Source organism: Burkholderia sp. BCC0322, assembly GCF_902833045.1.
Taxonomy (GTDB): Bacteria; Pseudomonadota; Gammaproteobacteria; order Burkholderiales; family Burkholderiaceae; genus Burkholderia.
Genome location: NZ_CADFDU010000005.1, coordinates 197,143 through 218,483 on the forward strand (window position 1 = coordinate 197,143; position 21,341 = coordinate 218,483).

At 69.7% G+C, this 21,341-nt stretch carries 3 protein-coding genes; all 3 read right to left on the reverse strand.

Features of this window, described 5'->3' with window-relative positions:
* Window positions 1–4: 4 nt before the first annotated feature.
* Genes HWX39_RS16875 through HWX39_RS16885 form a run of 3 tightly spaced genes read right to left on the reverse strand, consistent with a single transcriptional unit; the run spans window position 5 to window position 21,194 of the window.
* Entirely contained in the window at window positions 5–13,462 is a 13,458-nt protein-coding gene (locus HWX39_RS16875) for a non-ribosomal peptide synthetase/type I polyketide synthase (protein WP_175969137.1), read from the reverse strand.
* Window positions 13,459–16,782 carry a bifunctional LLM class flavin-dependent oxidoreductase/SDR family oxidoreductase gene (locus HWX39_RS16880; protein WP_175969138.1) on the reverse strand — a complete coding sequence of 1,108 codons (3,324 nt, stop codon included), beginning with the start codon at window positions 16,780–16,782 and terminating at the stop codon, window positions 13,459–13,461. Before HWX39_RS16880 ends, HWX39_RS16875 begins: the two co-directional genes overlap by 4 nt.
* The gene (locus tag HWX39_RS16885; protein WP_175969387.1) at window positions 16,779–21,194 is read right to left on the reverse strand and encodes a beta-ketoacyl synthase N-terminal-like domain-containing protein; all 4,416 of its coding nucleotides are present in this window, start codon (window positions 21,192–21,194) and stop codon (window positions 16,779–16,781) included. The genes HWX39_RS16880 and HWX39_RS16885 overlap by 4 nt, the downstream gene beginning before the upstream one ends.
* Window positions 21,195–21,341: the final 147 nt, after the last annotated feature.

A 21,341-nucleotide genomic window follows, 5' to 3' on the forward strand; every position in this document is an offset into this window, starting at 1 on the left:
CTCCTTAGAATGCGCTGAGTTCGACGGTGGGCTGGCGGGCCTCGGCGTGCAGCGCGCGTTGTCCCAGGGTCAGGTTCCGGATGCGAACGCCCGGATCGGCAAGCACTTCGCCAATGACGGACGTCAGTTCGTTCGCGAGCCCTTGCACCAGCGCCTCGCTGAACCGCCCCGCGTGATAGACGACGCGGATCGCGAGGCCCTCGGCGCGCGGTTCGGCGAGGAACCAGAAGTCCGTCGCGGCTTCCGTGTCCGCGCCCTGCGGGTCGTGGTCGGGCAGCTCGGCGATGTGCACTTGTCCCGCATAGCGATCGACGGGGCCGTGTCGCTGGTTCTGCAGCGTCAGCCCGATGTCGAAGAGCGGGTTGCGTCCCGCGACGCGTTTGACGTGCAGCTCGTCGAGCAGGCGATCCAGCGGATACAGCGGGTGCGAGAACGCTTCGAGGGTGGTGTCCCGCACGCGGGTCAGCAGCGTGTCGAACCGGTCGTCGCCCGTGACGCGGTCGCGCAGCGCCAGCACGTTCAGGTAGGGGCCGACCTGCGACTCGAGTTCGGGCAGCTCGCGGCCCGCGACCGGCGTGCCGACGACGATGTCCTCCTGGCCGGAACGGCGGTAGAACAGCGCCTTGATGGCGGACAGCAGCGCGATGAACAAGGTCGCGCCGTGGCGCTTGCCGAGCGCTTCCAGCGCCGTCGTCTCGGCGGCGGGCAGGTCGAATCGCCAGGATTTCCAGCTCGGCGCGGCCGGCTGCGCGACGTCGCCCGGCAGTTCCAGCGCGCGCAGGCCGCCGCCCAGCTTGGTCAGCCAGTAGTCCTTCATGCGCGCGCCGTCCGGCCCGGCGAGCAGGCGGTTCAGCCAGCCGGCGTAATCCTTGTACTGGATCGGGAGGGCGGGCAGCGGCGTGTCGCGACGCTGGACGAATGCGTCATAGAGCGCCGACAGGTCGTCGAGCAGGACCTCCGTGGACCAGCCGTCGCTCACGATGTGATGCATCGTGCAGATGCAGACGTGACGAACTTCGGAGAGCCTGAGCAGCTTGACGCGGAACAGCGGGCCGGTCGCGAGATCCATCGGCGCGAGCCGTTCGCTCGCCTGGATCGACGCCGCCCGGGCGTCCCGGTCCTCGGCATCCTGCAGATCCACGACCTCGACCGGGAACGCGGCTTCGCCGGGCGGCAGCACTTGCTGGACCGGCTGGTTGCCCGCCAGCACGAAACGCGTGCGCAAGATCTCGTGACGCTCGCTCAACGCGCGGAACGCCCGCACGAGCGCGTCCACGTCCAGCACGCCCTCGAACAGCAGGGACGTGGGCAGCGGCCCGCCCGCTTGCGTCGCACTGAGACGATCCTGGACCCACAGCCGCGTCTGGGCCGGAGAGAGTTCGTAGTGCGCCTGCGCCGGCAGCGGCGTCACCGGTGCGTAATCGATCGGCTGCGTATCGGCGATGCGCTTCGCGAGGCTCGAAATGGTGGGGAGTGCGAACAGGCTGCGGATTTCCAGCTTCGCATGCAGATCGCGGCGGATGCGCGCGACGACCTTCGTCGCCAAGAGCGAATTGCCGCCCAGCTCGAAGAAATTGGCGGTTGTGCTGATCCGCGCGTTGCCGAGCACTTCCTGCCAGATCGCCGCCAACTGCGCTTCGAGCGCGTTGACGGGCGCCACGTGGTCCAGGCCGTCGCCGGGTTCGGGCAGCCTGGCGCGATCGAGCTTGCCGTTGGGCAGATGCTCGAACGCGGTCACGACGACGAACGCGGAAGGCACCATGTAATCCGGCAGTCGCTGCCGCAGGTGGCCGCGCACCGCTTCGACCAGTTCGGCTTCGGGGTGCGACGAGCACAGCCAGCCGACCAGCCTCGCGCCGTCGTCCACGCCGCGCAGCGCCACGACGGCGGCATCGACCAGCGGGTGCGAAGTCAGCGCCGCCTCGATTTCGCCGGGTTCGATGCGCAGGCCGCGCAGCTTGATCTGGTGATCGATGCGGCCGAGGAACGCGATGTTGCCGTCGGGGCGGTAGCGCGCGAGATCGCCGGTGCGGTAGAGGCGCGCGAGCGGGTCGGAGGAGAACGGATCGGCGATGAACTTCTCGGCGCTCAGTTCGGGTTCGCCGTGGTAGCCGCGCCCGACCGGCGTGCCGCCGATCAGCAATTCGCCGGGCACGCCGACCGGCACGGGCTGCATCTGCGCGTCCACGATGTAGAGGCGGGTGTTGGCGATGGGCCGGCCGATCGGGACGATGCGGTGCGGGTCGTCACGCCGGCATTCCCATGCGCTCACGTCGACGGCGGCCTCGGTGGGGCCGTAGAGGTTGTAGAGCTTGACGTCCAGGCGCTCGAGGCAGCGCTGCTGCAGGTCGTGGGGCAGTGCCTCGCCGCTGCACACGACGCGCCGCAGCGACGCGCAGTGCGCGTCGAGGTCCGGATGGTCGAGGAACGCGCGCAGCATCGACGGCACGAAATGGATCGTGGTGATCCGTTCGCGCTCGATGAGGTCGACGAGGTAGTCGGTCTCGCGCTGGCCGCCGGGGCGGGCGAACACCAGGCGCGCGCCGGTGACGAGCGGCCAGAAGAGTTCCCAGACCGAGACGTCGAAGCTGAACGGGGTCTTCTGCAGCACGGCATCGTCGGCGCCGAGCGCGTAGGCGTGCTGCATCCAGAGGATGCGGTTGGTGATGGCGCGATGGGTGTTGAGCGCGCCCTTGGGCCGGCCGGTCGACCCGGACGTGTAGATCATGTAGGCGAGGTTGTCGCCGTTCAGCGCGGGCGCGGGGTTCGACACGGGCGCGGCGTCGAGGTCGAGATCGTCGGTATCGACGGCGATCACGCGGGCGCCGGTGCCGGGCAGCGCGGCGAGCAGGTGCTGCTGGGTGAGGAGCCAGCGCAACTGCGCGTGGTCGATCATGAAGCGCACGCGTTCGGCGGGGTAGTCGGGGTCGACGGGGACATAAGCGCCGCCGGCCTTGAGGATCGCGAGCAGCGCGACGCTCATGTCGAGCGAGCGTTCCATCGCGACGCCGACGAGTGCGTCGGGGCCGACGCCGAGTTCGATGAGATGGTGGGCGAGGCGGTTGGCGCGCAGGTTGAGTTCGGCGTAGGTGAGCGCCACGTCATCGAAGACGGCGGCGATGGCATCCGGCGTGCGCTCGACCTGCTGTTCGAACAAGCGATGCAACGGCTGCGCGGCGGCCTCGCCGAAATCCATGTCGGTCCGGTTCCACTCGACCGTCACCAAGTTCCGCTCCGTGTCGCTCGTCAACGGCAGCCGGGCAACGGCGGCCGACGCATCGTCCGCGAGACCCGTCAGCAGGGTCCGGTAGATGCCGAGGAAACGTTGAACCGTGCTCGCGTCGAACAGATCGGTGTTGTAGTCGCAATCGATCAGGAGTGCTTGCCCCGCGTCGAGCACGTTGACGTTCAGGTCGAACGCGGTATGGCGGATCAGCGGGGCAACGAGGCCGACCGTCAGTCCGGGCAGTTCGGGCAGCGCCGACACGGGTTCGAGGTTGAACACCGCCGATACCAGCGGCGCGGCGTTGAGATCGCGCTGCGCGCCGATTTCGCGGACCAGCTCGGCGAACGGATAATCCTGGTGCTCGAGCGCGTCGAGCAGGTTCTGCCGGGTGCCGGCCAGGAAGCTGGCCACGGTGGCCTGCTCCGGCAGCGTGGAGTGCAGCGGCAGCAGGTGCGTGCAGTAGCCGGCGAGGCGGTCGCTGCCGGCCACGGAGCGGCCGGTCACCGGAATGCCGGTGACGATCTCCTGCTGGCCGGCGACGCGGTGCAGGAACAGATTGAAGCCCGCGAGCAGCACCATGTAGAGTGTGCAGCCGTTCTGACGGGCCGCGGTGCGCAGCGTCGCGGCCGCCGCCGCGTCCAGATGCAGGGACACGCGCGCCCCGTGAAACGTCTTCACCGCGGGCCGCGGGTAGTCCACCGGAAGATTCAGCGGAGCGATCTGATGCGCGCATTGTGCGAGCCAGTACGCGCGATTCGCCTTCGTTTCCGCGCTGTGGCGCTGGCCGTCGAGCTGCTTCAGGTACGCGCGAAACTGCAGCGGCGCCTCGGCCGGCGCCGCACCCGCATACGCGCGGGCCAGATCCTCGAGCAGGACGCCGAACGTCGAGCCGTCGCAGATGATGTGATGGGCCGTCATCACCAGCAGGTGACGCTCGCGGCCCAGGCGCACGAGCGCGGCCCGAAAGAGCGGACCGTTCACCAGGTCGAACGGCTGGCGGCTTTCGCGGTCCCGCCACGCGTCCTGGTCCGCGTCGATCAGCGGAATCTCGAGTTTCAGCGACGGTTGCACGATCTGGCCCGACCCGTCCGGCATCACCGTGGTGCGCAGCGCCTCGTGCCGATCGACCAGGCTCTGGACGGCCGCGCGCATCGCGGCTTCGTCGAGCCGGCCGTTCAGTTCGAGGGTGGTGTTGACGTTGTAGGCGAGCGACCCTTCGGGATCGATTTCCGCCAACACCCACAGCTGGCGTTGCGCTTCGCTCAGCGCGGCCACCGTGCCGTGTTTCGAGTGCGGCCGGATGAAGCCGCCCCGGCGCAGGTCGGCGACGCTGTCCTTCACCGCCCGGATGAAGCGGTCGATATCCGCATCCGTATGCGCGGTGGACAGGAAGCAGGTGCGCCATTCCCAGATGTAGATGCCCTTTTCGAGCATGTGATAGAAGAACAGGTCGAGGTTCTCGGTGAATTCGAAGCGGAACATCGAGCCGAACCACGTCACCTTGATCGGCGCCTCGGCCTCCGCGAAGAACGCATTCAACGTGCCGGCGATCTGCGCGGTGCGTTCGTTGAGCGCGGCCTGCAGCGCCGGGCCTTCCTGTTCGATCTTCTCCAGCACGGCCAGCGCGGCCGCCATCGCGAGCGGGTACTGGCAGAAGGTGCCGCCGAACGCGGTGCGGTCCGCGGCGGGGAACGAGTGGTCGCCGTAGGTCCACATGCCGCCGTCGATGGCATCCATGAAGCGGCTGGTGCCGGCGATGACCCCCAGCGGCAGGCCGCCGCCGATGATCTTGCCGTACGTCGCGAGATCGGCCCTGACGCCGAACAGCGCTTGCGAGCCGCCCGGATGGACGCGGAAACCGGTGATCATTTCGTCGAAGATCAGTGCGACGCCGGCCTCCTCGGTGATGCGACGCAGCGCCTTGAGGAACGCGACGGGCTGCAGGGAAGGGTTGCGGCTCTGCACCGGCTCCACCATCACGGCGGCGAGGGTCGACGCCATGCCGCGAATGGCCTCGAGCGCGGCGTCGCTGCCGTAGTCGAGCAGGATCATGTTCTCGACCGAACCGAACGGCACGCCGGGGGCGATGGTTTCCGTCACGCCGTCCGCGTTCGCCGCGGCGAGCGTGCCGTCGGCATGGCCGTGATACGAATGCGTGAACATCACGATCTTGTCGCGCCCGGTCACGGCGCGCGCGAGCCGCATGGCCGTCATGACGGCCTCGGTGCCGGTGTTCGAGAACGCCACGCGATCGAGGCCGGTCACGCGGGCAAAGCGCGCGGCCACCTCGCCGACGAGGCTGGAACGCGCGCCCAGTTCGAGCGGGCGCTGCCATTCGCGGGTGACCTGGCGCTGGATGAAATCCGGCGTGTGGCCGAACAGGTGCACGCCGAAGCCCATCGTGAAATCGATGTACTCGTTGCCGTCGATGTCCCACAGCCGCGAACCGGCCGCGCGATCGCCGACGATCGGATACAGCATCTCCTTGGTCGAAAAGCGGAAGCCGACCGTGGCGCGGCTGTCGGCCAGCACGGGGCGCGACGCCTGCACCGAGTCCTTCGATTTCCGGGTGCGCGTCGTGTAGCGCACGATCAGCGCTTCGAGATGCTCCTGCTGCACGGCGGACAAGCCGCGCGCCCGCTGCTCGACCGGGCTGCCCCACGGCATCATCGGCTTGGGGCGCGGATTGTCGGCCGCGGGCGCCGCGGCAGCGGCAGGCCGGGGCTGCGCGGCGGCCGGGGCCGCCGGGGCCGCGATCGCGGCCTGAGGGGCGACGCTCGCCGTGCTTGCGACGGCTTGCGCGGCGGCCGTCGTCGGCCGGGCGCCGGCCTGGCCGGTCAACGACGTGCGCAGCAGTTCCATCTGCTGGCTCATCACGTGGGACAGCAACTGATTCTGCTCCCGCAACACGCGCTCGACCGTGGAGCCGCCTTCGGCCGCCACCCATTCCGCCGGGGCGGCGGCGAGCGGCGCAAGCCGCTCCGCGGACGGCGCGACCGCGACCGCGACCGCCGCCGTGGACGGCGCTGCCACGGAGCCGGCTTCGACCTCGGCCTCGGCCTCGGCCGGCGCGGCGGCCGCCGGCAGGTGGTCGGCAACATATTCGGCGAGCGCCTGCACCGTCGCCAGGTCTTCGAAGAAGCGGCGCATGGCCAGCTTCACGCCGTACTCCGTCTCGATGTGCCGGATGGCTTCGATCAGCACGATCGAGTCGGCGCCCATCTCCAGGAAGGGCAGTTCGATGTTGATGGTGGCGGGATCGGCCTGGATCAATTCGCCGATCTTGCCGCGAAGCCATTCGAGAACCTCGCCGCTGCGATTGGGCGTCGGTGCTGCGGCGAGGGGTGATGCGCTTGTCTGAGTCATGGACGTGTCCGCTTTCTGGAACCAGGTACGGCTGCGTTGGAAGGGATAGGACGGCAATGCGACGCGCGCGGGCGCGGGTGTTTCGATCGAGGCCCAGTCGACATCGACGCCGCGGGCATACAGGCTCGACAGCGTTTCGACCAGCGCTTGCTGCTCGACTTGCGGCCGCTGCAGGGCAAGGAACTGGATGCCGGCGTCCGGCGCACAGCACGCGCGGGCCAGGTTGACGAGCACCGGCTTGGGGCCGATCTCGACCAGCACGTTGAAACCGGCTTCGGCGAGGCGCTCGACGCTGCGCGCGAACTGCACCGGCTCGCGGCAGTGGCGGCGCCAGTACGTATCGGTGGGTGCCTCGTCCATCACGGCGCCCGTGAGATTCGAATAGAACGGGATCGCCGGGCGTGCGACGGGCACGGCTGTCGCCGCGGCCTGGAAGCTGTCCAGCATCGGCTCGACCAGCGGCGAGTGAAACGCGTGCGACGTATTGAGCAGCACGGACCGGATCTCCCGCGCGGCGAACGCGTCGACCAGCATCGCGATGCGCTCGCGCTTGCCGGAGATCACGATGCTCGCCGGACCGTTGACGGCCGCCACCGCGACCTCGTGCGGCCACGCTTCGATCGCGCGCTCGACCGTGGCGAGGTCGGTGAAAATGGCCGCCATCTCGCCGTCGCGGGGCAACGCCTGCATCAGCCGGCCGCGTTCGGCGATCAGCCGCAGGCCGTCTTCCGGCGAGAAGACGCCGGCCGCGCAGGCCGCCGCGTACTCGCCGACGCTGTGGCCCATCACGGCGTCGGGCACCACGCCGAACGACGCCAGCAACGTGGTGAGCGCGTACTGCAGCGAGAACAGGGCCGGCTGGCTGTAGCCGGTCTGGTGGATGTCCTCGCCCTGGGCGGACAGCACGTCGAGCAACGGCGTGTCGAGCAGCGGATCGGCCACCGCGCGGCAGCGGTCGATGGCGGCGCGGAACACCGGATACGCGTCGTACAGGCGGCGGCCCATGCCGGCGTATTGCGAGCCCTGGCCGGTGAACAGGAAGGCCATCTTCACGCGCGGGGCGGGCTGCGCCGCGCCGGCGGGTTCCTTCGCGTGGAACGCGCGCAGCTTGTCGATGGCGTCGTCGAGCGACGTCACCGGCAGCACCAGCCGATGCGCGAAATGCGAGCGGCCGGTCGCCGCCGAAAAGGCCACGGCCGCGATGTCGAGACCGGGTTCGGCTTCGAGCCGCCGCTGATAGCGCCCGGCAAGCGCGCGCAACGCCGCGGGCGTCTTGGCCGACAGCACCAGCGGATGCACCTTGTGCCTGGACGGCGTCGCCGGCCGCGCCGGCGCGGGCGCTTCTTCCAGCACCAGGTGGGCATTGGTGCCGCTCGCGCCGAACGCGCTGACCCCGGCGCGCCGCGGCCGCTCGCCGCGCGGCCACGCGCTCGCCTCGGCGCAGATCTCGATGGGCAGCGCGTCCCACTGCACCAGCGGGCTCGGCTGGCGGAAATGCAGGTGGGCGGGAAGGCGGTCGTGGTTCAGCGACAGCACGACCTTGATGACCCCCGCGATGCCGGCGGCGGATTCCGTGTGGCCGATGTTGGTTTTCACCGAGCCGACGCGCAGCCGCCGGCTCTCGTCGCGGCCTGCGCCGAACACCGTCGCCAGCGCCTGCAACTCGACGGGGTCGCCCAGCGGGGTGCCGGTGCCGTGCGCTTCCACGTAATCGATGGACGCGGCGGGAAGCCTGCCCAGCGCCTGGCGGATCACGGCTTCCTGCGCCCGTCCGTTCGGCGCGGTAAAGCCGCTCGACGCGCCGTCGTGGTTGACGGCCGAACCCCGCAGCACGGCGAGCACGCGATCGCCCGCGGCGAGCGCATCGGACAGGCGCTTGAGCACCAGCGCGCCGCAGCCTTCGCTGCGCACGAAGCCGTTCGCGGACGCGTCGAAGGTCTTGCAGCGGCCGTCCGGTGCCAGCGCCCGCGTGCGCGAGACGGCGATGGAGTTGTCCGGCGACAGGATCAGGTTGACGCCGCCCGCGATGGCGAGATCGCACTCGCCGCTTCGGAGATTCTGGCTGGCGGTATGGATCGCGGTGAGCGACGACGAGCAGGCGGTATCGATCGCCATGCTCGGCCCCTGCACGCCCAGCCCGTAGGAGATGCGGCCGGCCGCCGTGTTGAGCGGGTTGCCGGTGAAGAAATAGCCGTCGATGCCGCTGCCGCCGCCGTTGCGAAGCTGCAGGTTCGCGTAATCGTTGGTGGTGATGCCGACGAAGACGCCGGTCCGGCTGCCCTTGAGACTGTCGACCGGAATGCCGGCATGCTCCAGCGCTTCGTGACTGACTTCGAGCAGCAGGCGCTGCTGCGGGTCCATCGCGGCCGCTTCGCGCGGCGTGATGCGGAAAAACGCCGGATCGAACTGGTCGACGTCGTCGAGAAAACCGCCGAAGCGGCACACCATGCGCCCCGGCGCTTCCGGATCGGGATCGTAGTACGCGTCGATGTCCCAGCGCTCGCGCGGCACTTCGGTGATCGCATCGACCCCGTCGTTCAGCAGACGCCAGTAGGCGTCGAGATCGTGCGCGGCGCCCGGAAACCGGCAACTCATGCCGACGATCGCGATCGGCTCCGGCGTGCCGGCCTCGCGTGCGTCGATGGCCGGTGCGACCGGCCGCGGTTGCGGCGGCAGCGGCACGGCTTGCGGCGGCAAGGCTTGCGCCGCCGCCGCGTGCGCGTCCGGCGCCGTGCCGGACGACTGTTCCGCCAGGAATTCCGCGAGCGCGTTGACCGTCGGATGATCGAACAGCAGCGCGACGGACAACGGGATGCCCAGCGCTTTTTCGAGGTGCGTGCGCACGTCGAGCGCCATCAGCGAATCCATGCCCATCTCGAAGAAGCCGAGATCGCGATCCAGCGTTCCCGCGCCGTAGCCGAGCACCTGGGCAACCGCGCGATCGATGCTGTCCGCCAGCAGGCGCTTTCGCTCGCGCGGCGATGCGTCGCTCAATGCCGGCATCGCCGGTGCGCCCGGCGCGCCGTTGGCTACCCGCACGCGGTCGAGGAAGGGCTTGGGCCCGCGCGCTTCGTAGGAGCCCTGGAACAGCGCCAGGTCGATATCGACGACCGCGACCTGGGGCACGGCCGGGAGACGATCCAGCGCGTCGAGCGCGCGATCGGCCGCCAGCGACCGGATGCCGACGCGCCGCAGCAGCGCTTCCGCCTCGGGGAACGTCATGCCGCCTTCCGCCCAGGGGCCCCAGTTCACGCTCAGGGCCGGCAGGCCCAGGCCGCGGCGATGATGCGCGAGCGCGTCGAGGAAGCGGTTCGCGGCGCTGTAGTGCGCCTGTTCACGCGAACCCCACGCGGACGCGATCGACGAAAACAGGATGAAGAAATCGAGCGGGAAGTGCCCGCTTTGCTGATGGAGCAGCCACGCACCGGCGACCTTCGGTTGCAGGACCGCGTCCAGTTCCTCGCGCTCGACCTGCAGGATCGGCTTGTAGCCGACGATGCCGGCCGCGTGCACGATGCCCCGCAGCGGCACGCCGTCGCGCCGGAGCGCGGCGAAGAAAGCGGCGACCGCCGCGGGGTCGGCGATATCGAGGCGCTCGCAGCGCAGCGCGACGCTCCGCTCGCGCAGCTCGGCGATCGCCTGCCGGCTTGCGTCGCTCGCGGCCCCTTGACGGCCGACCAGGATCAGCGTGCGCGCACCGCGCGCCGCCAGCCACCGGGCGGTGTGCAGCCCGAGCGCGCCGAACCCGCCGGTGATCAGGTAGGCCGCGTCCGGGTCGACCGGCAGCGCGGCGGTGTCGCCTTGCGCAAGCGGGCACAGGCGCGCGACGTGGCGCGCGCCGTGCCGCAACGCCACCTGTTCTTCGCGGCTCTCGCCGAGCATCTCCTGAAGCAGCGCCTGCGTCTCGTCTTCCGGCGCGGCCGGGTCGAGATCGATCGCGGTGCCGAACCATTCCGGATGCTCGATCATCGCCCCGCGTGCCAGGCCCGACAGCGCAGCCTGTGCGAGCCCCGTGACGCGGGGCGCTTCGCCGGCTTCCACCGCGTCGCGCGTGACCACCGAGATCCTGGGGCGGGTCGAAGGCGTCCACTCGCGCGCGCTGCCGACCAGCGCGTGCACGAGATGCAGCAGCGCCGTGGACATGCGCGTCGCGCCGACGGCTTCGTCCAGCCCCCACAGAAAGACGATGCGCTGGCCGGGGGCGGCGGTCTCGTCCAGCAGGCGGGCGAAATCGTCCGGCCGCTCGGGCGCGACCTGCCGGCCCGCTTCCCCGTCGACGACCGCGTCGAGGCCGGGGCGCACCAGCGAGCAGGAGGCGCCGCGCGCCCGCAGCAGCGCCGCGAGCCGCTCGCCGACACCGCTCGCATCCGCGAAGATCAGCCACGCAGACGCGTCGGCGGCGACCGGTGCCGACGGCAACGCGGCTTGCTGCTCCCACACCACGTGATAGAGCGGGCTTGGGTTCGACGCGGCGGTGTCGGCGGTTTCGGCGGCGGCGAATGCGGTCCTGAGCAGGTCCGGAAACGCGTTCAGCATGTCCTCCGGGTACTTGCCGGACGACTTGAGGTGCCGCACCGCCGCGTCGATGCTGCCGGCATCCAGGCCGACGCCGGGCGACCGGATCTTCTCCAGGCTGAAGCGCTGCCGCTCGAACGGATAGTTCGGCAGGGTCGTGGCGGGCTGGGCGGGCCCCGGAAACAGCGCGCGCCAGTCGAACTGCGCGCCCTGCACGTACAGCGCCGCGAGCGCGCGCTCCAGTGCATCGCCGGCGCAGGGCGGCGGCAGCCAGCCGTCGGCGAGCCCCTGCGGCGGGTGCGGCGCGTCGGCTTGATCCGACGCCCCGGCAAGCTTCAGCCAGTACTGCGGGTGTGTCACCTCGTCGGTCACTTCGGCGCCGAGACAGCCGGAAATCAGGCGGACCGACGGCCGTGCGAACGCCATGTCCCGAAGCGCGGCGCGCAAGCCTTCGGCATCCGGGCGGGCGGCCACGAGGCGCAGCGCGTCGGCAACGCTCACGACGCCTGCCACGCAGGCCGCGACATATTCGCCGATGCCATGGCCCGACACGACTGACGGGTGGATGCCCCATCCCTTCCACAGTTCCGCCCACGCGAACTGGATCGCGAAACGGCCCGCGTCGGTCTCGAGTGCCGCCAGCGGCACCGCGCAACGCGCGAACGCGTCGCGGAACAGCGGTTCCGACGCGTGGAGCGCGCGCGCGACGCCGGTGTCGGGCGCGTCGAACCTGAAGCCCAGGCGCAATGCCTTGCCCGTGCGCGCGGCTGCCGCCGATGCTGCCCTCACGCCGGATACATAGGCCGCGCGAAACGGATAGTGACTCCGTCCGATGGCCGCGGCGCGGCAGATGGCGGCCAGCTCCTGCGGCGTCGCGCCGGCGGTCGCGCGCTCGTAGCGTTGCGCGAGCGCCGCCAGCGCCGCTTCGGATCGGGCCGACAGCAGCAGCAACGTGCGCTGCGCGGCGTGCGCCGGCGCGACGGGCGGTTCCTCGACGATCGCGTGGGCGTTGGTGCCGCTGAATCCGAACGCGCTCACCCCGGCGATGCGCCGGCGTTCCCCGCGCCGCCACGCGACCGGATCGGCCGCGACGCGGATCGGGATGTCCTGCCACGGCGTATGCGGATTGGGTTGCGTGAAATGCAGGTGCGCCGGAATCCGGTCGTGCTCGAACGACAGCAGGACCTTGATCAGGCCGGCGATGCCGGAGGCCGACTCCAGATGCCCGATATTGGTCTTGACCGAACCGATCACGAGCGGCTCGCTCGCCGCGCGCCCGGCGCCGTAGACGCCGGCCAGCGCTTCGACCTCGATCGGGTCGCCGAGGGACGTCCCGGTGCCGTGGGCCTCGACATAGGAGACGTCGCCGGGCGCGACGCCGGCCTGGTTCAGTGCGCGGCGGATCACGCGTTCCTGCGAATCGCGGCTCGGCACGGTCAGGCCGCCGCCCGCGCCGCTCTGGTCGACCGCCGTGCCGCGCACGATGCCGAGCACCAGGTCACCGTCGGCGAGCGCATCGGCGAGGCGCTTGAGCACCACCATGCCGCACCCTTCGCCGCGCACATAGCCGTCCGCCGCCGCGTCGAAGGTCTTGCAGCGGCCGTCCGGCGACAGCATGCGCGCCTGCGAGAAACTGACCATGACCTCGGGCGACAGCATCAGGTTGACGCCGCCCGCGAGCGCCATGCCGGTTTCGCGCGAGCGCAGGCTTTCGCAGGCCAGGTGCAGGCACACCAGCGACGACGAGCAGGCGGTATCGATCGCCATGCTCGGGCCGGTGAGGCCCAGCACGAACGATAGCCGGCCCGCGGCCATGTTCAGCGCGCTGCCGGTGCCGGCGTAGCTGCTCGACGGCATCGACGCATTGGACACCTGGATCGCATGGTCGAAGCAGGTGATGCCGACGTACACGCCCGTGGCGGACTGCCGGAAGCGCTCGGGCGCGAGATGGGCGTTCTCGAGCGCCTCCCAGGCGACTTCGAGCAGGAGCCGTTGTTGCGGATCCAGGTAGGTGGCTTCGCGCGGCGCGATCCCGAAGAACGCCGCGTCGAACTGATCCACGCGTTCGAGAAAGGCGCCGTGGCGGGTCGCCATCTTGCCGGGCGCGGCCGGATCGGGGTCGTAATAGCGATCGATGTCCCAGCGTTCGCCCGGCACTTCGGTGACGGCATTGCGCGCGCCATCGAGCAATTGCCAGAACGCGTCCGGCGTATCGCTGCGGCCGGGGAAGCGGCAAGCCATGCCGATGACGGCGATCGGCTCGTTGCGGTCCGAACGCAGCGCCGCGATTTCCGCGCGCCGCAGGCGCAGTTCGTCGAGCGCGGTTTTCAGTGCATGCGTGGCCTTGGCGTTCATCGGGCGCCGATCTCCTGGGCGATCAGTTCGGAAAGGTCGTCCTCGTCGAGGTCGTCGGATGCTTCGTCGACGACCGGCGCGGGGAGCGACGGCGATAGTTCGTTGAGCACGTACTGGGCGAGCGTCTGCAGGTTCGGATAGGAAAAGAACAACGTCGCGCGAAACGGTCTGCCGAACACCTTGGTGAGGCGATCGGTCAGCTCGAGCGCGACCAGCGAATCCAGGCCGAGATCGAGCAGCGATTGCTCGGGCGCGATGGCGTCGGGGCCGGCAAGACGCAAGGTCTCGGCCAGCATCGTCGCGAGCGTGTCGGTAATGCGCCCGACCCGCTCGCCCGGCGCGCACGCATGCAGTTGTCGCAGCAATGCCGTCTCCTGCTGCGCAGGCTGCGCGGCCGGTTGCGCCAGCTCGGAAAACAGCGCGGACCCGGCGGCCGGCGCATCGACCCGGAACAGGGTCGGCCAGTCGATCCGCGCGACCCCGGACTGGGCGACGCCGGCCGCCATCAGCCGTTCCAGCGTCGCGATGGCCAGTTCGGGCGGCAGCGTGCCGACGCCGAGCGCGCCCAGTTGTTCGTGCGCGCGCCGCCCGTAGTCGGTGGCGGCGTGGCCGATCTCCGCCCACGGCCCCCAATTGACGCTGAGCCCCGGCTTGCCCTGCGCGCGCCGATGCTGGGCGAGGGCGTCGAGGAAGCTGTTCGCCGCCGCGTAGTTGCCCTGGCCCGGCATGGTGATCAGCGCGGCCATCGACGAGAACAGGACGAAATGGTCGAGCGGCAAGTCGGCCGTCAGCTCGTGCAGGTACCAGGCGCCGTCGGCCTTGCCGCTGCCGGCGCGATGGAAGCAGTCGATGTCCTGGCGCGTCAGCAGCGCATCGTCGAGCGCGCCGGCGAGGTGAAAGACCCCTTTGAGCGGCGGCATTGAATGCGCGATTTCATCGAGCGCCTGCGCGACGTCCTCGCGACGCGACAGGTCGGCGCGAATGAACCGCGCGCCGAGCGTGCGCAGGATGGTCTCAGCCGCGGCGGAAGGCTCGCCGCGCCCCAGCAGCACGATGTTCCCGGCGCCGTTGCCGGCGAGCCAGGACGCGAGCCGCAGGCCGAGGCCGCCGAGCCCGCCGGTCACCAGGTAGGTCGCGTCAGGCTGGAACCGGATCGGCCGGTGGCTGATGTATTCGCGATTGTCGCGGGCGATGCGCGCGACGTAGCGCTGTTCGCGGCGAAACGCGATCATGTCTTCACGGCCGCCGGCCTGTAGGGCTTGCACGATGTGCGCCGCCGACGGCTGCGCGGGATCGAGGTCGACGAGCCCGCCCCACAGCGCCGCATGCTCGACCGCGATCGCCCGGCCCAATCCCCACAGCGGGGCCTGCGCCACCGTGATCGATTCGCCGTCCAGAACGTTCATCGCGCCCGACGTCACCAGCCACAGACGCGCCTGCCGGGCCGACGGCGCGCGTGCCGCAAGCGCGCTGACCAGGTGCAGCACGCTCGCGCTGGCACGCCGTCTCGCCGCGATGTCGGCGGGCGCGAGATCGAGACTCCACAGGTGGATGACGCCCTTCAGCGGGCGCTCGGGCGCGGGCAGTTCCGGCGTCGCGTCGGCGAAGCGCAGCGTGCACGTATCGCCCGCGCTTTCCAGCAGGGCGGACAGCTGTGCGCCCACGCCGCCACGGTCCGCGAGAATCAGCCACTCGCCCTGCGCGGAACCGCCGGTTGCCGCGTCGACGTTCGACGGTCTCCAGACGCGTTGATAAAGCAGCGCGGCGAAGTCGTGCCGCTCGACGGCGCGCCCCGCGCGTACCTGCTGCAACCGCAACGCATCGATCTCGATCAGCAGTCGCCCCGCCAGGTCGTGGACGCGGATATCGCCTTCCAGCGCGCCCTGTCCGCTCGGCTTGCGCAGCGTGGCGTGACTCCATGCATCGGTCGACGACGGCGGCTGATGGACCCGTACCGCGCCGATCGAACTGGGCAGGTACAGGTCGCCCGACGCCAGCGCGTCCGGATCGATGGCGGCGGCGAGCACGCGGCTGCACGCGTCGAGAAAGGCGGGGTGCACCTGGTACGGCGACTGCGCCAGCGCGTCGGCCGGCAGGCTGATTTTCCCCAGCGCCTCGCCGGTCGTGCGCCAGATCTGCTGGATCGCGTTGAACACGCCGTCGATCTGCACGCCGTGCTGCCGGATTTCGCCGTTGAAGTCCGTGCCCGACGTCGTCCCGATGCAGCGGGCCTGCACCTCGGCGGCATCGAACCTCGTCGGCGCGGCGGCTCGCGTGGGGGCACACATCTCCCGTAGTCGACGCAACTGCGGAAGATTGCCGAGGATCAGCTCGACCGGCGGGCCGAAATCGAGCAGGCAGGCCACTTCATCCACGCCGATCGACGCGAGATCCCGCACCAGTTCGACGCAGGTGTCCGGCGTGCCGATGAGGCCGCGCGATTGCGCGAAGCGTTCATAGAGAAACTCGACGAACTCGTCCAGTTCGCGCGCGCCCATCGCGCGCACGTCGACCGACTGGCCGCGACTCTGCGCCAGCCCGTTCAACAGCCCGATATTGCTGCGGATGTAGTTGCAGAACGGCACACGCGCCTGTTCGCGCGCTTGCGCCGCGTCGTCGCCGACGAACGTATGCAGCATCACGGATACGGTGCCGGCCGCCGGATCGAAGCCATGCCGTGCGCGCGCCTCGCGGTAGAGGGCGATCTTGTGCGCGAGCTGGTCCCGATCCTGGTCGAGCACGTGGGTCAGCAGGTTGGCGCCCACTTCGCCGGCGCGCACGAACGTCTGCGGATTGCTCGCGGCCGTCACCCAGACGGGCAGTTCCGGCTGCACCGGCGTCGGATAGATGCGCAACCGCACCGGCTTGCCGACGCCGTTCGTCGCATCCAGCATGCCGCCGCGCCACAGATGCTGGACGGCGCGCATCGTCGCCAGCATGTCATCCTGCCGGCTCGCATATTTGTCCGGGGCGAACACGAAGTCGTCCGGATTCCATCCGGACGCGAACGACACGCCCACGCGGCCGTTCGACAGGTTGTCCACCATCGACCATTCTTCCGCGATCCGGATCGGGTTGTGCAGCGCGGCGACCACGCTGCCTGCGACCAGCTTCACGCGTTGGGTGGCGGCGGCGAGCGCGGCGTGCAGGACGGCGGGATTCGGGTACAGCGAGCCGAATTCGGTGAAATGGCGCTCCGGCACCCAGACGCTGGAGAACCCGTTCGCATCGGCGAAACGCGCGCTTTCCATCACGAGCTGGTACTTGTGGCCGGACAGCGCCTCTTCACTGCTGGCGAAGAACATCAGGCCGAATTTCATGCGTGGCTCCGATCCGATTCGTGAATTTCGGCACTCGCGCACATCTGCCACGTCGCGGCGGCGCTCGCGTCCTCGATCCGGTGATAGACGGCAAACGAAAACGGCCCCCAGGACCGGCGGCTCAGCACGGTCTGCACGGTGCGCGATGCATGCGGATGCAGCGGCAACGGCGCATGCAGTGCGAGGTCCTTCAACGTCGTATGGCCGGCGGCGCCGATTTCCGACGTGGCCGCCAGCGCCATTTCCACATAGGCGGAATAGGGCAGGACGGGCGCCCCCTTGACGCGATGACCGTCGAGAAAGGTGGTGGCCGGCGCATCGAGACGCGATTGCCAGATCCACGTGGCCGGCGCATGCGCGTGCTGCTCCATGAGGTGCCCGAGCAACGGATGCCGAGGCGCACGCGGGCTGATCCAGAAGGTGCGACGCTCGAACGGGTAGGTCGGCAGGGCGAGCCGGCGGCGCGGTGCGTCCTGTTCCACGGCATCCCAGTCGATGGACGCGCCGCGCACGTAGAGCGCGGCGAGCGTGTGCAGGATCGTGTCCCACGCGGCCGCGTGCGCGCCGATCTCGATCACGATGCCGTGGTGTCCCGCGGCACCGCCGTCCGGCGCCTGCGGCACGCCCGCCCACGAGGCGGCGGCGCGATGCCCGTCGCCGGTGCTGCTGACGGCGCCCGGCGTGATGCCGAAGGCCATCCACAGTTGCGCAAGCGCGCGCTGGAATGCCGTGAACCCGGCTTCGGCGGGCGGGAGCCCCGGCGCGTCGGATTGCTGCTGCATCAGCGCGTCGAAAGCGGGGCAGGCGGCGCGCAATTGCCGCACCGCGTCGGCGCTGCCGCCGTCGTCGGCGCAAAAGTGGAAGGTCGGCGCAGGCGGTGTCTCCGCGGGCTCGCCGGACGAAACGGCGTCCAGTTGCGAACGCAACGAATCGAGACTCGATGCGACGATGGCCGCGCGCCGCGCGAAGTGGGTGCGCCCGGTATTGGCCGTGAACGCGACATTCCGCAGGCGCACCTCGGGATGCGCGTCGAGATAGGCCGCATAGGAAGCCGCCAGCGCCTGCAATGCTTCGGGCGTGCGCGCGGAGAGCGTCACGACGCGCGCCGCGGGCGCTGCCGGGTCGGCTTCGATCTCTGCGGGCTGCGGCGCTTCGGACAGGATCATGTGCGCGTTGGTGCCGCCGAAGCCGAACGAACTCACGCCGGCCATGCGCGGCCCGTGTTCCGAATGCCAGGGCGTGACCTGCTGCGGAATGCGGAAGGGCGTGCCGTCGAGCGCGATTTGCGGATTGATCGACCGGAAATGGAGGTTCGGCGGAATGACGCGATGGTGCAGCGCCAGGGCGGTCTTGATCAGGCTGGCGATGCCCGCCGCCGATTCCAGATGGCCGATGTTGGTCTTGACCGAACCGATCCAGCAGGGATCGTCCGGCCGACGAGCGTCGCTCAGGACGGCCGCCAGCGAGTTCAACTCGATCGGGTCGCCGAGCGGCGTTCCCGTACCGTGCGCCTCGACGAAGCCGATGTCGTGCGCGCGTACACCGGCATCGCGCAACGCACCGTGAATCACGGCCTGCTGGGCCGGGCCGTTGGGCGCGGTCAGGCCATTGCTGCGTCCATCCTGGTTCACCGCCGAGCCGCGGATCACGGCGTACACGGTGTCGCCGTTCTCGAGCGCATCGTCGAGCCGCTTGAGCAGCACCATGCCCACGCCTTCGCCGCGTACATAACCGTTCGCCGCCGCATCGAACGCCTTGCATCGGCCATCCGGCGAGAGCATGCCCGCTTGCGTGAAGGAGGCGCTCAACTGCGGCGCCAGAATCAGGTTGACCCCGCCGGCCAGCGCCGCATCGGACTCGCCGCGCTGCAGCGCGCGGCACGCCTGATGAACCGCGACGAGCGAGGACGAACACGCGGTATCGACCGCCCAGCTCGGGCCGCGCAAATCGAGCGTGTAGGAGATGCGGTTGGCGGCGACGCTGAGCGCATTGCCCGTCGCGACATAAGGGCCGACGTCCGCGACTGCTTCCTGCGCCAGACGGATGTAGTCCGAATTGCTGATGCCCACGATGACCGCGGTGCGTCCGCCGGCGAGACGCCGGGGCGCGATCCCCGCATGCTCGAGCGTCTCCCAGGCAAGCTCCAGCAGCAGGCGCTGTTGCGGATCCATCGATTCGGCTTCGCGGGCGCTGATGCCGAAGAATGCCGCATCGAACTGATCGACCTGGTCCAGCAGCCCGGCGGGCGGAAGGCCGGCGGCGCGCTTGGTCGACGCGCCGACCGCGTCGCGGCCCTCCAGGAGAAGCTGCCAGAATGCGTCGGGATTGGCGGCGCCGGGGAAGCGGCATCCGATGCCGACGATCGCGATATCCGCGCGTGCTGCGGCTGCGCCGGGCGCGGAGTCCGGCATCGCATTCCCGGTGCCGCACAAATGGCGCGCCAGCAGGGCAATACTCGGAAAATCGTAGACGACGGTCGGGGAAACCGGCCGCCCGAGCCAGTCCTGCAACTCGCCCGAGAGCATGATGGCGTCTTTCGAATCGAGCCCATGGACGCTGAACGGCGCGTCGGGGTCGATCTTGCCGGAATCGATTCCCGACAGACGCGCGACACGCTCGATGCACCATTGCACCAGCGCTTGCGTGTCGCGCGCCGCGGCCGTGGCGGGCGCGTCCTCCACGGAGAACGACCGCCGCCACTCGCCCGCGATCGCGAGCCCCTGTTCGTCGAGGAATGCTTGCCTGATCCGGCTGCGCTGGATTTTTCCGCTGGACGTGCGCAGGATCGTGGCGGGCTTCAACAGGATCGCCGCATACAGATCGACGTCATGCGCTTCGGCGAGCGTGCGCCGGATTTCCGTGGCGACGGCTTCCGCGTTCAGCGTGTTGAGCGCTTCGCGGCGCACTTCACAGGCGATGACGACCCGCTCCACGTTGTCGACGTTGATCGAGAAAGCCGCCGACGCGTTGGGCGCCAGCGCGGCATGGCTTCCCTCCGCGGATTGTTCGAGATCCTGCGGATAGTGATTGCGGCCGGCGACGATGATGAGGTCTTTCAGACGGCCGGTGACGAAGAGGTCCTCGCCATCGACGAAGCCGAGATCGCCCGTGCGCAGGTAGCGCGCGTCATCGCCATCCAGCTTCGCGAGAAAGGTGTGCTCCGTTTCCTCGACGCGGTTCCAGTAGCCGACGCCGACGCTCGGGCCGGTCAGCCAGATCTCGCCGATCCGGCCGGGCGCGCAGCGCTCGCCGGTATCCGGATTCACGATCTGCAGGCGGTGCTCCGCCCAGGTCCGGCCGCATGAGACCAGCGCGTGGCGCTTGCCGTGGTCGCTTCTCGTCGCCACGCCTTGCGCCAGGCCGTCGGCGTCGTAGTCCGCCACGCGCGGCAGCGCGCGCGCCGGCTGACCGGAGATGAACAAGGTCGCCTCGGCCATGCCGTAGACCGGGCGCATGGTGTGCGCGTGGAAGCCGCATGTGGCGAATGCGTGCGAAAAACGCGCCACCGACTCCGCGCGCACCGGTTCCGCGCCGTTGAATGCCACCCGCCAGCTGCTCAGGTCCAGCTGCGCGCGAGACGCGTCGGAGATCTTGCGCGCGCACAGGTCGTACGCGAAATCCGGCGCGGCGCAATGCGTGCCGCGATACTTCGTGATGGCCTGCAGCCAGCGGATGGGTTTCTGCACGAACGCCGCGGGCGCCATCAGCACCGACAGCACGCCGAGGTAGATCGGCAGCAGCACCTTCCCGAAGAAGCCCATGTCGTGAAACACCGGGAGCCAGCTGACGAACACCGCCGACGCATCGGCATCGCTCGCCTCGGCGATGACCGCCATATTGCTCAGGATGTTCGCGTGGCTGATCATCACGCCTTTGGGCGTGCCGGTGGAGCCTGACGTGTATTGCAGAAGCGCCAGCGTCTGCGGCGTGATTGCCGGTGCGCGCCATTGTTCGGCCGGTGCGTCGAAGCGCTGGTCCGTCGCCAGGATCTTCAGTTCCAGCGTGTCGGAATAGCCGTCCGCGTGATGCGCGATACCGTCGAGCGTGGCGGCGTCGGTCAGCGCGACGACCGGCGTGGCGTCGGCGACGATGGCCTTGAGACGATCGGCGGGACGATGCCTGCGCGGGGGATAGGCCGGTACGCCGATCAGGCCCGCGTACAGGCAACCCACCCATGCGCAGATGAATTCCAGCCCGGGCGGATAGACCAGCAGGACGCGATCGCCTGGTTGCGCGATGTCCTGCAGCCTGGCGGCGATGCCGCGAGCCCGCTGGTCCAGGTCGCCGAACGTGAGTCGAGTCAGTTCCGCTTCGCCGTTCTCGAGAAAAACGAATGCCGTCTTCTCCGCTTCGACCTTGCCGCGAAACAACAAAATTTCTGTAACAGTCCTGAATTTTGTATCGGGAAGCATGCTCAACCTTCGTTGTCTTCTAAACGTTGAATGTCTCAGGGCCGGTTGTGGCGATCCTGCCAAGCTTGCTTCTTGAACTGGATGGTCTTGAAATTAGAGCATTGCTCTAACCCGGCGTCTGCCCCGTAATCCAAGGACACGGCGTTT

What these genes read in the sequence shown, in the direction of transcription:
- HWX39_RS16875 (WP_175969137.1), bottom strand. Translation starts at nt 13,462, where the DNA reads ATGAACGCCAAGGCCACGCATGCACTGAAAACCGCGCTCGACGAACTG.
- HWX39_RS16880 (WP_175969138.1), bottom strand. Translation starts at nt 16,782, where the DNA reads ATGAAATTCGGCCTGATGTTCTTCGCCAGCAGTGAAGAGGCGCTGTCC.
- HWX39_RS16885 (WP_175969387.1), bottom strand. Translation starts at nt 21,194, where the DNA reads ATGCTTCCCGATACAAAATTCAGGACTGTTACAGAAATTTTGTTGTTT.